Origin of the sequence: Pantoea sp. 1B4 (genome assembly GCF_016925765.1) — a bacterium.
In the GTDB taxonomy this organism is placed as follows: domain Bacteria; phylum Pseudomonadota; class Gammaproteobacteria; order Enterobacterales; family Enterobacteriaceae; genus Pantoea; species Pantoea agglomerans.
The window spans coordinates 2,344,841-2,358,137 of the sequence record NZ_JAEUWZ010000001.1 but is presented as its reverse complement, the minus strand read 5'-3'; the positions used below and the strand labels follow the sequence as shown (position 1 = coordinate 2,358,137).

The window sequence follows — 13,297 nt, the reverse complement described above, 5'->3', positions numbered from 1 at the left end:
CCGCTTCCTTCAAACCGGTTTCCTGACTACAACCTTGCAGGCTGCCTGTCTCTCAATCCCAGGCAATCCCCCCCAGCCCGTTACAGTTCCCCCCACAGACTGCCGATAACTCCTCACAGAACAACATAATTTTTGATTTTAACTTTGTGGAGTGTCTATGCGCTTCAATTATGACCTGTTACCGGGTGAGCGGCTGACCTTTGAAGAGATCGCCCGGCGTTATGCTCTGCAATACCCTGATGATAAAGAGCTGACGGCGCGCGCCTTGCTGAGTCCGTCAACCGGCCTGCGCACGCTGAAAATCCGCGCGGTGTTCGCGCAGGAAGAGAGCAACAGCCCGCTGGATGATCTGCTGTTCATCTCCCATGACAACGAACGTAAAAATTACCTGCGTCGCTTTGAGCACTACCTTAAGCAGAATCTCTCCTTCCTCTATTTCCGTCGCAGCGATAGCGAGAAGCGCGACAACCTGTGGAAAGTGATGGGCAGCAGCCAGGTCTTCGCGATGATCGATCCGCAATCCGCCACGGCACAGAATCTGCTGAACAGTCGCGGCTACAAACTGGTGCTGATGCATCAGGATGATGAAGACGCTTACTGGCAGCTTTTCAATCCACAGGCAGATCCCTGTTTTCCGCAGTCGCAGCGCATTCAGTTCATCGTGGTGCTGAGTACGCCGCAGCACAAAGTTCCGGCGGCGGTGATGCCGGGAACTGAGGTCGGGCGTCGTGTTAAAGCCCGGGTGCTGCAGCGCGCCAGCCAGGCGGAATTCAGCGCCGGTGTCAAAGCCCGCTACGGCGCCTGTGTGATGACCGGTACCGAGCTGACCGAACGGCATAACTGGCCCTGGGTGGAAGCCTGCCATATCGACACGCAGGAAGGGGATGACGGTGTACTGGCAGATAACAGCATCGATAACGGCCTGTTTTTACGCAGTGATTTGCAGCGGCTGTTTATTAACCGACTGATTAGCATTGATGGTGAATCGGGCGAGATTCTGGTGCATCCTGGCGAGGAGGCGCAGCAGCATCTGGCGCCCTGGTATCAGGAACTGGAAGGTCGCATCTGCAGCCTGTGGGCGGCAGTGCCGCCCGCCACCCGGCAACGGCTGCGCGCCCGTCGTTAATCTCCGCTGAAGAGTGCAGAAGGATCTGCACTCTGAGGTAACAAAAATGAAATAGCCTCGTTTTACCCCGCCTATTCAGCCAATCGAAAACGCTACAGAATTGGATAATCATGCCGATAACTTCATTAACGCAGGGTAGTCAACGTGAACGATTTCTATACCGCCGAAGGCGTGATGGACAAGCATTCGCTCTGGCAGCGCTACGTGCCGCTGGTGCGCCATGAAGCGTTGCGTCTGCAGGTTCGCCTGCCGGCCAGTGTTGAGCTTGACGACTTGCTGCAGGCGGGTGGGATAGGGCTGTTAAATGCCGTAGAGCGTTATGACGCGCTCCAGGGTACAGCCTTTACCACCTATGCCGTGCAGCGTATTCGTGGCGCCATGCTCGACGAGCTTCGTAGTCGGGACTGGGCACCGCGCAGTGTGCGTCGTAATGCACGCGAGGTGGCCGGAGCAATGCACAGAGTGGAACAGTCGCTGGGGCGTTCTGCCTCTGAGCAGGAAGTGGCGCAGCAGCTGAATGTTTCCATGGAGGAGTACCGGCAGATCCTGCTGGACACCAACAACAGTCAACTTTTCTCCTACGACGAGTATCGGGAAGAGCACGGCGACAGCGCGGAGCTGGTGACGGAAGGCCATGAAGAGGCTAATCCGCTTCATCAGTTGCTTGAAGGGAGTCTGCGTGAGCGCGTCATTGAGGCGATCGAAGCGTTACCCGATCGTGAAAAGATGGTGCTGACACTGTACTACCAGGAAGAACTGAACCTGAAAGAGATTGGGGCGGTGCTTGATGTGGGTGAATCCCGTGTCAGCCAGCTGCACAGTCAGGCGATTAAACGCCTGCGTGCCCGACTTGCGGGAGCGCGCTAGCAGTATCAGTTCCTGGCGATTCAAAATTATAAAAAACCGGGGACTCAGTAATGGGAGCCAAGACCAAGGCCAGACCGTTAAGTCGTTATCTTAAAGACTATAAACACAGCCAGAGCAACTGTTCACACTGTGGCAAGGTATTAGATCGAATGGCGCTCGTTTTTCGTGGCCAGATCATCAATAAAGAGGCCATCGCTCGGATGGACCAGATGATTGATGAGCAGCTGTGGCTGAAACTTCAGCCCGAACTGACCGCGCTTTGTCGTTTTTGCAGTGATATTTTTTGTAATACCCATCCTAATTACTTCGACATAATGGCGTTTAAACAGTATCTGTTTGAACAGACAGAGATGAGCCCCAGCACAATTCGTGAATATGTGGTGCGGCTGCGTCGTCTGGATGAGATGCTGAAAGCCAGAAATTTCCCGGCCGACAGGCTTCAGGGAAATAGCTGGCATCAGTGTCTGGAAAGCGATCTGCCCGATGCCGGTAATAACAATTACCGCATCGCGCTGCGCAAGTACGATCAGTTCTTAGGCTGGCAGCAGGGTTAACCCTGATCTGCACCGATTGCTCCTCCGCGTGCCTGCGGCACGTTCCCCTTTTGCCCGCCAGCCGGGTAGAAGGGAAGGGGGAGCACGGCGCTTCTTTCTCCTGCAACTTTCACTACGCATCTGTCTCACCGCATCTGCTGACACCTGAATCAGGGTGATCCTTTTCGCATCTTCTGCAACACTGTAAGGATAAATTGAATGCCCGAACGGAGGCAGCATTGTCTTTACATCTGTTACACCAATTCCCACGTCTTGAACTGCTGGGCGCACCCACGCCGTTAGAACATCTGCCACGGCTCTCTGACTACCTGGGTCGCGATATTTTCATCAAACGCGATGATTTCACGCCAGTGGCGATGGGCGGCAATAAGCTGCGCAAGCTGGAATTTCTGGCGGCGGACGCGCTGCGTGAAGGCGCCGATGTGCTGCTGACCGCGGGCGCAATCCAGTCCAATCATGTGCGTCAGACGGCGGCGGTGGCGGCCCGGCTTGGCCTGAAGTGCGTGGCATTGCTGGAAAACCCGATTGGCACCCACGCAGACAACTACCTGAGCAACGGCAACCGACTGTTACTGCATCTGATGGACGCTGAAGTGGTCATGGTGGATGCACTGAATAACCCTGCGGAACAGCTGGCTGAACAGGCCACGCGTCTGGGAGCCCAGGGTTATCGTCCTTACATCGTGCCGGTCGGCGGCTCAAATGCGCTGGGTGCACTAGGCTATGTAGAGTGCGCGCAGGAGATTGCTCATCAGAGCGAGGGTGTGGTCGATTTCGCCGCCGTGGTCGTGGCCTCGGGCAGTGCTGGTACCCATGCCGGACTGGCGGTGGGTCTGGAGCATCTGCTGCCGGAGACCGAGCTGGTGGGCGTTACCGTTTCACGCCAGGTTGAGGCGCAGTTGCCGCTGCTGGAGCGGCTGCGTCAGTCGCTGGCAGAGACGCTGGAAGTGCAGGCTAAGGCACCGATTACCCTGTGGGATGACTACTTTGCGCCGCGCTACGGCGAACCCAATGATGAAGGCATGGCTGCGGTGAAACTGCTGGCGCGGCTGGAAGGGATCCTGCTGGACCCGGTCTACACCGGCAAGGCGATGGCCGGACTGCTGGACGGCGTCAGCCAGAATCGTTTCCGCCGTGAAGGTCCGCTGCTGTTTATTCATACGGGTGGCGCACCGGCGTTATTTGCTTATCATCCTTCGGTCTGAGACAAGCGAATAAAACAGTTTATACTCCGTGGGTTATCCTACTGGACTGGCAGCGACAAGCCGTGCTGCCCTTATAAGAACACACACACAATACTGTCAATAATGGGGTGAATATGTCCTTTTCTCGTGCAGGTCGTCAGATGATGATGGGCGTCATGGCCGTGGCGCTGATTGCTGGCGTCAACGTTAAAACCTTTGCAGCGGAAAATCTGCTGAACAAAATTAAAGAGCGCGGCACGCTGCTGGTGGGTCTGGAAGGCACCTATCCGCCATTCAGCTTCCAGGATGAAAAGGGCAAGCTGACCGGCTTTGAAGTGGAATTCGCGGAACAGCTGGCACAGCACATGGGCGTCAAGGCGAGCCTGAAACCGACCAAGTGGGACGGCATGCTGGCCTCACTCGACGCGAAGCGCATCGATGTGGTCATCAACCAGGTCACCATCTCTGATGAGCGTAAGAAAAAGTATGACTTCTCCACGCCATACACGGTCTCCGGCATTCAGGCGCTGACCATGAAAGCCAATGCGAACACCATCACCAAACCTGCTGACCTGGCCGGTAAAAAAAGTGGGCGTCGGTCTGGGCACCAACTACGAGCAGTGGCTGCGTGAGAATGTGAAGGGCGTGGACATCCGTACCTATGATGATGACCCGACCAAATATCAGGATCTGCGCTCTGGCCGTCTGAATGCCATTCTGGTTGACCGTCTGGCTGCGCTGGATCTGGTGAAGAAAACGGGCGATACCATGGCGGTCGCGGGTGATGCGTTCTCCCGTCAGGAATCGGGCGTGGCGGTACGTAAAGGCAACGACGACCTGCTGAAAGCGATCGACCAGGCCATTGCTGACATGCAGAAAGATGGCTCGCTGAGCAAGCTGTCTCAGAAATGGTTTGGCGCGGACGTAACGAAATAATGCAGGAAAGTCTTCAACTGGTGCTGGATTCAGCACCTTTTTTATTAAAAGGCGCGCTGTTTACGCTGCAGCTCAGCATCGGCGGCATGTTCTTTGGCCTGCTGCTGGGCTTTATTCTGGCGCTGATGCGTCTGTCGCGCTTCTGGCCGGTTCGCTGGCTGGCGCGGATCTATGTCTCGATCTTTCGTGGCACGCCGCTGATCGCCCAGCTGTTTATGATCTATTACGGCCTGCCGCAGTTTGGCATTGAACTGGATCCGATCCCCTCCGCGATGATTGGTCTTTCCCTGAATACCGCAGCCTATGCCTCAGAGTCACTGCGCGGCGCGATTTCATCGATTGAGCGCGGGCAGTGGGAAGCGGCGGCAAGTATTGGCATGACGCGCTGGCAAACCCTGCGCCGGGTGATCCTGCCACAGGCAGCTCGCACCGCGCTGCCCCCGCTGGGTAACAGCTTTATCAGCCTGGTGAAAGATACCTCGCTGGCGGCGACCATTCAGGTGCCGGAGCTGTTCCGTCAGGCGCAGTTGATTACCTCACGCACGCTGGAAGTCTTTACCATGTATCTGGCAGCCTCGCTGATCTACTGGGTCATGGCAACGGTGTTATCTGCGTTGCAGAACCGGCTGGAACAGCATGTTAATCGTCAGGATTCGGAGTCGAAATGAGCGCCATCGAAGTCAGAAAGCTGGTGAAGTCTTTTAACGGCCAGACGGTGCTGCACGACATCGACCTTGATGTGGCCGCCGGTGAAGTGGTGGCCATTATCGGCCCCAGCGGATCAGGTAAAACCACGCTGCTGCGCAGTATCAACCTGCTGGAAGTGCCGGATAGCGGCACCATCCGGGTCGGAGAGATTACCGTTGATGCGGCGCTGGCCCAGAGTAAGCAGAAAGAGCAGGTGCGTCGTCTGCGTCAGCAGGTCGGGTTTGTCTTCCAGAACTTCAATCTGTTTCCGCATCGTTCAGTGATGGAGAACATTATTGAAGGGCCGGTTATTGTCAAAGGCGAAGCGAAAGCGGATGCGGTAGCCCGCGCCCGCACGCTGCTGGAGAAGGTCGGGCTGCACGGCAAAGAAGAGAGCTATCCGCGCCGTCTGTCCGGCGGGCAGCAACAGCGCGTGGCGATTGCGCGTGCGCTGGCGATGCGGCCGGAAGTGATCCTGTTTGATGAACCGACCTCGGCGCTGGATCCGGAGCTGGTGGGCGAGGTGCTCAGCACCATTCGCGCGCTGGCCGAAGAGAAACGCACCATGGTCATCGTCACGCATGAGATGAGCTTTGCCCGCGATGTGGCTGACCGCGCCATTTTTATGGATCAGGGGCGGATTGTGGAGCAGGGCGAAGCGAAAGCGTTGTTCAGTAACCCTCAGCAGCCGCGCACCCGTCAGTTCCTTGATAAATTTCTGAATCAGTAATCCACACTGCCTTCCCAGGAAGGCAGTTTTAACCTGTTTAAAACCCTCATTTTTTAAGCTGAAAATGGCTATGGTCACGTTATTAACAGGCGCAGTATCATAAATAACTCTGCCGCTGTTAAACCTTTTGGCACATCTGACAAATCTTTTCTGTTCATCGGGAATATATTGGCTTTTCCCGTTGCCACTTTCTCTTAATTATATTCTCTGAATTATGAAGCAATATTATCCTTTAAGCTGGCTGCGGCACTGCTAATTAGTGTGTTGCGTCGATATTAGTAAGTGTAAGGAAACGTTCTGCTGAGTAAATAACTGTGGTAACAGGGCCACGCAGCGGCTTTTAAGAGTTTCGCTACATTCATCACCGGTTCAATGGCGAATAATTGCCGGATAATCATAAAAGCAATACTGATTTCCTCGCTTTTACTTTCCAGCATTCTGACCTACACAGCAGGAGTCATTGAATGAACCAGACTAAGTCAGATCAGATATTGTGGGTAGATACCCTGAAGGGCGCCTGCATATTATTGGTGGTCCTGTACCACACGGTTTTACCCGGCTTTGAAGGGACGATGAAATATCTCTCTGCCGGATGGATCCCCGCCGAAATATGGATACAGTTTAATACGGTACTGTCGCCGCTGCGTATGCCCGCCTTCTTCTTTGTCTCGGGATTACTGGCGACCAATGGCATTCTGAACCGGCCATGGAAGCAGGTATTTACCAGTCGCATCACCAATCTTTTTTTATCTCTATATTCTGTGGGGGTTTATTCAGTGGTGGTCAATTATCGGTATCTCTACTGAAATTACCGGCCAGCGTATTTCGCAGAATCTTAATGCCGCCTATGCGGGTTCACTATTTGAGTTTCTCAAGCTGACCTTTATGGCCATGAGTACCTCGTGGTATCTGTATGGGCTGGGACTCTATTTCCTCTGTGCCAAAGTTTTCCGTCAATATAAGCTGGCCCTGGTGGCGGTGGCGATCCTGCTGAATTATCTGGCGGCAGAAAAAGTGATCCCGTTCTGGGGACCACAGAGCCTGGCCCAATATTTTGTGTTCTTCCTGCTAGGGGCATTCTGGAGCCAGACGATGCTGCGCCTGAGTGAATGGCGGCGGGAGAATCTGATGCCCTGGGCGCTTCTGGCGGCAGCCGCCGGGATTCATGTGCTATTCGGTCTGGATAAGAGTCTGTTCCTGTGTGTACTGGCGGTGTTATTCAGTATCGCGGCCTGTCGCTGGCTGAATCAGCACTTCAGCATGCGCTATCTCAACTGGGTTGGGCGCAATACGCTGCAGATTTACGTCATCCACCGTATTTTTATCGAGTTCTTTGGTATGTCTGCGATTCTGTTCGCGCAGCGGCATCATCTGTTCGAGCAGGCGTGGTTTTCGTTTCTCTGGGCCTGTTTCTATCCGGTGGCCATTGTGGGGCTTTGCTCGCTCTGTTCAGTTGCCATCTGGTCGCTGACCAATCGCGGAGTCGGGCAGTCGCTGTTTGTGTTCCCGACGTTAATGAAAAGGGCGCCTGGCGGCGCGAGCGGTGGGTAAGTTACGCCTGGCAGCGGGCTTGCACTGAGCGGGTTACGCCCGCCAGGCGATGGGGAGTTTCATGTCACTTAGCCGCGCGTTAGCACTGAGCGGGTTTCGCCCGCCAGGCGATGAGGAGTTTCAGGTTGCCCGAGCAGGCGGACGCGTTAAGGGGCGGACGCCCGCCCCTTAACAATCCCGGCGTCCGGCTGCCTGCGCGCCCCGCTGTGCGGGGTGCCTTCGTCACGCCCTGCGGCCGACGGACCGTCCGGACTCGCCATCCCCTGGCTCGTGCCGTCCTTTCGCCGACGTCCTGTCGGCTCATCCTGGCCTGCGGTTGTTCCTCAGCGCTGCGGACGCCTCTGGTAAGCCCCTGCCGGTGGGTTTGTCACCCGGACTGGCTGGGCTCAGGCCGCTGAAAGCGGGGAAAGATACATAAGGTTTCGCTTTGCAGCGGGCTTGCACTGAGCGGTTTCGCCTGCAAGGCGAGGGGAGTTTCAGGTCATTTAGCCGCGCGTTAGCACTGAGCGGGTTTCGCCCGCCAGGCGATGGGGAGTTTCAGGTTGCCTGTGCAGGCGGACGCGTCAAGGGGCGGACGCCCGCCCCTTAACAATCCCGGCGTCCGGCTGCCTGCGCGCCCCGCTGTACGGGGTGCCTTCGTCACGCCCTGCGGCCGACGGACCGTCCGGACTCGCCATCCCTGGCTCGTACCGTCCTTTCGCCGACGTCCTGTCGGCTCATCCTGGCCTCCGATTGTTCCTTAGCGCTCCGGACGCCTCTGGTAAACCCCTGCCGGTGATTTCTTTGTGTTTTCTTTAGTGCAGCATTGTCTGGTGATCCGAAAGCCAGTATCAATTCCGGAATCTCACCGCAACACTCTTAGTGACCTGAAAACGAGATAACAGCGGTTAGGATCGAATGCCACTCTGTCTGCTGAGCCGAAAGTCAGAGGCAATCCCAGAAAACCACAGCGATAAAGCACTCAACATAAAAAGCAGAGATAACAGCGGGTGGGTTGAATAACATTCGGTCTGCTGAGCCAAAAGTCAGAGGCAATTCCCAAAGTTACAGCGACAGCGAACCCAACATAAAAAGAAAAGATAACAGCGAGGGGGTGGGGAGGCCGTCAGAACCGCTGAGCGGATGAGGGATTTCAGGACGAGCGACAGGGATGTCGCGAAGAGGCGGGTTCGCGCCATGGATGGCGCGTCCCGCTGGTCCGTGAGAAATCCTGAAGAGGCGAAGGAACCGCGAAGCGGCGGTGAAGCAGGCCGGAGCCCGGGGTCAAGGGGGCGCGGCGACTGGCGCCCCCTTGTCGGTCGCCTGCAGAGGCGAATCTGAAACTGCCCGGCTTACCAGGCGAACGAAACCTTCTCATAGCCCGTTCGCGCAGCGAACAATCCCAGCCCCGTTCGCGCAGCGAACAACCCCCTTAAGCTTCAGCGCTACCCTATGGTCATCAGGCTCGCATTACCGCCAGCCGCAGCGGTATTCACACTCAGCGAACGCTCAATCAGCAGACGCTCCAGCAGCAGATTGGTCTCGCCGCGGGCAAAGCCCTGCACCGACACAATCGCACCTTCACGTGCGGCAATCTGTTCACACAGGGTACGCAGCTGATCGGCATCGCCGTGATAGATCACCGCATCAAACTCTGCCGCTAACGGGTCACGCGCCAGCGTGATGCGCGCTTTCACTGCATCCGGCAGCGAGGCCAGCAGGGCGCGATGCAGCTCATCATCCTGCCACAGTGCTTTACTGCCGACGCTGGTCACCGCGGCCAGCTGGATTAACGCATCCTGCTCGTTATCAGCCAGACAGAGCACCTGATCACGCGGCAACAGTGAGAAGGTATTGCGCTCGCCTGTCGGGCCAGGCAGCAGCCGGACCACGCCCGCCTGCGCCAGATCGCCATAGTGCTGGCAGAGTTCAGCCAGTTCAGGCTTATCCTTAGCCCAGTTGCTGAGTGCCAGATGCGGTGCCAGCAGTGACTGACGCAGCGTGCTGTCCGCCGGACGTTCTGCATCCTGACGATCAAAAGTCAGACGCAGCGCACTATCCGGACGATGCGCCAGCAAGCGGTAAAGATAGAGTGGACCGCCGGCTTTCGGACCGGTACCGGATAAGCCCTCGCCACCAAACGGCTGTACGCCGACCACCGCGCCCACCATATTGCGGTTGACGTAGAGATTGCCGACTCGGGCGTTCGCCGTGACCTGTGCAATCGTTTCGTCGATGCGGGTATGTACGCCCAGCGTCAGGCCATAGCCAGACGCATTGATCTGCTCAACCAGCTGCGGCAGGTTATTGCGAGTGAAACGCACCACGTGCAGCACCGGGCCAAAAATCTCTTTATCCAGATCGCTGACCTGACCCAGCTCAATCAGTGTCGGTTTAACAAAGGTACCGCTATTCCACTCTTTGCTGTCCTGCGGGTTATCCTGCACCGCCTGATAGACCGTGAAGCCTTTATTACGCATAGCCTGAATATGGCGATCGATATTGGCTTTCGCTTCGGCATCAATGACCGGACCGATGTCGGTCGAGAAGCGTTCCGGATTGCCCATGCGGCACTCCGCCATCGCGCCGCGCAGCATCTTCAGGGTATGGTCGGCGACATCTTCCTGAATGCAGAGCAGGCGCAGGGCAGAACAGCGCTGTCCGGCACTGTCGAAGGCAGAGGCGACGATATCGATCACCACCTGCTCAGTCAGCGCGGAAGAATCGACGATCATCGCATTCATCCCGCCGGTCTCAGCAATCAGCGGCACAGGACGACCGTGCTGGTCAAGGCGACCCGCCAGATTACGCTGCAGCAGTGTCGCCACCGCAGTTGAACCGGTAAACATCACGCCACGTACCCGAACGTCACCGGTCAACTGTGCACCAACGGTTTCACCCTGGCCAGGCAGCAGTTGCAGCACGCCTGGCGGCACACCCGCATCCAGCAGGATCTGAACCGCCTGTGCGGCAATCAGCGGTGTCTGCTCGGCCGGTTTGGCCAGCACGCTGTTGCCCGCTGCCAGTGCAGCCGCAATCTGACCGGTAAAGATCGCCAGCGGGAAGTTCCATGGACTGATGCAGACCACCGGGCCCAGCGGACGATGGGTTTCGTTGTCGAAATCGTCACGCACCATTCCGGCGTAGTAATAGAGGAAATCAACCGCTTCGCGCACTTCCGCGATGGCGTTGTTGTAGGTTTTGCCCGCTTCACGCACCAGAATGCCTAGCAGCTGCTGCATCTGGCCTTCCATGATCTGTGCGGCGCGTTCCAGAATGGCGGCACGCTCCTGCGGCGGTGTGGCAAACCAGATTGGCCCGCTGTTCACCGCGGCATCCAGCGCCACAGAAACTTCCTGCTCTGTGGCTTCACGGACCTGACCTACACGGTCGCCAGGCGCTGCCGGGTTCAGAATGTCGCGCAACTCGCCGGCACCCGCTTCACCGTCGATCATCGGCTCGGCCAGGCAGGGCTGTGCGGCGCTGCTCAGCAGGGCGCTGGAGAGGGAGGCAAGACGGTGTTCGTTGGCCATATCCAGACCCGCAGAGTTAACACGGTTATCGCCATACAGATCGCGCGGCAGGGGGGATTTTTGGATGCGGCAGACCAATGGCACCTTCGCTGGCACCCAGCTTCTCCACCGCGCTCACCGGATCGGCCACCAGTTCATCAATCGGCAGCGAGGTATCGGCAATGCGGTTAACAAAGGAGGTGTTGGCCCCGTTTTCTAACAGGCGGCGCACCAGATAGGCCAGCAGGGTTTCATGGGTACCGACCGGCGCATAGATACGGCAGGGGCGGTTAAGCTTGCCGTCCGCCACTTTGCCGACCACCTGCTCATAGAGCGGTTCGCCCATGCCGTGCAGGCACTGGAACTCATACTGACCGGGATAGTAGTTGTTGCCCGCCAGCTGATAAATCGCCGCCAGTGTGTGGGCATTATGGGTAGCGAACTGCGGATAGATCAGGCTTGGCACGGCCAGCAGTTTGCGGGCACAGGCCAGATAAGAGATATCGGTGTAAACCTTGCGGGTGTAGACCGGATAGCCTTCCAGGCCTTCCATCTGGGCGCGCTTGATTTCGCTGTCCCAGTACGCGCCTTTCACCAGACGAATCATCAGGCGACGGCGGCTGCGCTGCGCCAGATCGATCAGCTCATCGATCACAAACGGACAGCGTTTCATGTAGGCCTGAATCACAAAACCGATGCCGTTCCAGCCTTCCAGCTCTGGCTCGAAACAGAGTTTCTCCAGTAAATCCAGCGACAGTTCCAGCCGGTCCGCCTCTTCTGCATCGATGTTGATGCCGATGTCATAGGAGCGGGCCAGCAGCGTCAGCGATTTCAGAATAGGGTAGAGCTCTTCCATCACGCGCTCATACTGCGCGCGGCTGTAGCGGGGATGCAGTGCTGAGAGCTTGATAGAGATGCCGGGACCTTCATAGATGCCGCGACCATTCGACGCTTTACCAATGGCATGGATCGCCTGCTGATAAGAGAGCAGATAGGCTTTGGCATCGCCTGCCGTCAGGGCCGCTTCGCCCAGCATGTCATAGGAGTAGCGGAAGCCTTTCTCTTCCAGCTTGCGGGCGTTAGCCAGCGCTTCGGCAATGGTTTCACCGGTAACGAACTGCTCGCCCATCAGACGCATCGCCATATCCACGCCTTTGCGGATCAGCGGTTCGCCACCTTTACCAATAATGCGGTTAAGCGAGCTTGAGAGATTCGACTCGTTGTGGGTCGAGACCAGGCGGCCGGTAAACAGCAGGCCCCAGGTCGCCGCGTTGACAAACAGTGACGGGCTGCGTCCCAGATGTGACTGCCAGTTGCCGTTGCTGATCTTGTCGCGGATCAGCGCATCGCGCGTTGGCTTGTCGGGAATACGCAGTAGCGCTTCAGCCAGACACATCAGCGCCACACCTTCATGGGAGGAGAGAGAGAACTCCTGCAGCAGGCTCTGCACCATGCCAGCGCGTCCGGTTGCCCCTTTCTGGTGCCGCAGCTTGTCGGCGAGCTGGTAAGCCAGCTGATGGGTTTTCTCTGCCAGCGCCGCCGGTAAACGTGCCTGTTCCAGCATCATTGGCACCGCATCAGTCTCCGGACGACGCCATGCGGCGGTCACCGCTGAACGGGTCACTGACTGAGGTAAAATCTGCTCTGCGAAATCAAGGAACGGCTGGTGCGTCTCCTCTGGCTGGGTGTCGTCGGACTCCGCGGCCGCCTGGGCAGAAAGCGGGATCTCCGGCACGGTATCGCCGGTTTCCAGCTGGCCCAGGTAGTTAAAGATCGCCTGTTTAATCAGCCAGTGTGGCGTGCGATCGATGCGCTGCGCAGCCAGTTTGATGCGCTCGCGTGTCGCGTCATCCAGTTTTACACCCATGGTAGTTGTAGCCATGACTCCAGAGCTCCTTGATAGTGGTTCGATACGGCGTTGGCTGCACTATCACTTAAGTTGCAACTTTGTGCAACCGTGTTAAATGTGAGCCAGTTAACACCCTTTTAACGTCGACGATTGTTAAATCCCGCAATGCGGCACGGATATTGCTGCAAGATCCTCGCCAGTCTGGCAGACCCGATGAAAAGCGGGTTTCAGGCAGGTAATACGATGGTGCAACCGGATAACTGTGAGCGAGTGCAACCTATGAGCACGTTTTCACAAACGGTTAGTGAAATCACTGTAACGC

Annotated in this window: 6 protein-coding genes and 3 pseudogenes; 8 read left to right on the top strand and 1 reads right to left on the bottom strand. The window is 57.0% G+C overall.

Annotation, left to right across the window (positions count from 1 at the left end):
* Positions 1–157: 157 nt before the first annotated feature.
* The 8 genes and pseudogenes from JNO11_RS11505 to JNO11_RS11470 all read left to right on the top strand — a co-directional run bounded on the left by JNO11_RS11505 (position 158) and on the right by JNO11_RS11470 (position 7,635).
* Positions 158–1,126 carry an HNH endonuclease signature motif containing protein gene (locus tag JNO11_RS11505; RefSeq protein WP_325177309.1) on the top strand — a complete coding sequence of 323 codons (969 nt, stop codon included), beginning with the start codon at positions 158–160 and terminating at the stop codon, positions 1,124–1,126.
* Positions 1,127–1,270: 144 nt separating this feature from the next.
* A complete protein-coding gene (locus JNO11_RS11500) occupies positions 1,271–1,993 on the top strand; it encodes an RNA polymerase sigma factor FliA (protein ID WP_003854529.1) in 723 nt (240 codons plus the stop codon).
* A 50-nt stretch (positions 1,994–2,043) separates the two neighbouring features.
* Positions 2,044–2,547 carry a flagella biosynthesis regulatory protein FliZ gene (gene fliZ, locus JNO11_RS11495; RefSeq protein ID WP_010247591.1) on the top strand — a complete coding sequence of 168 codons (504 nt, stop codon included), beginning with the start codon at positions 2,044–2,046 and terminating at the stop codon, positions 2,545–2,547.
* Positions 2,548–2,765: 218 nt separating this feature from the next.
* Positions 2,766–3,752, top strand: coding sequence for a D-cysteine desulfhydrase (locus tag JNO11_RS11490; protein WP_325177308.1), 987 nt, complete (start codon positions 2,766–2,768; stop codon positions 3,750–3,752).
* A 113-nt stretch (positions 3,753–3,865) separates the two neighbouring features.
* Positions 3,866–4,667 (top strand): annotated as a pseudogene (gene tcyJ, locus JNO11_RS11485) (cystine ABC transporter substrate-binding protein).
* Positions 4,667–5,335, top strand: coding sequence for a cystine ABC transporter permease (gene tcyL, locus JNO11_RS11480; RefSeq protein ID WP_003854540.1), 669 nt, complete (start codon positions 4,667–4,669; stop codon positions 5,333–5,335). The pseudogene tcyJ and the gene tcyL overlap by 1 nt, the downstream one beginning before the upstream one ends.
* Positions 5,332–6,084 (top strand): L-cystine ABC transporter ATP-binding protein TcyN, encoded by a 753-nt coding sequence (tcyN, locus tag JNO11_RS11475; RefSeq protein ID WP_010247571.1) that lies wholly within the window; start codon positions 5,332–5,334, stop codon positions 6,082–6,084. Before tcyL ends, tcyN begins: the two co-directional genes overlap by 4 nt.
* A gap of 464 nt (positions 6,085–6,548) precedes the next feature.
* Positions 6,549–7,635 (top strand): annotated as a pseudogene (locus JNO11_RS11470) (acyltransferase family protein).
* Between the two features lie 1,424 nt (positions 7,636–9,059).
* On the opposite strand, the pseudogene putA reads toward JNO11_RS11470, so the two are convergent.
* A pseudogene (putA, locus tag JNO11_RS11465) lies at positions 9,060–13,008 on the bottom strand (trifunctional transcriptional regulator/proline dehydrogenase/L-glutamate gamma-semialdehyde dehydrogenase).
* Between the last annotated feature and the right edge of the window lie 289 nt (positions 13,009–13,297).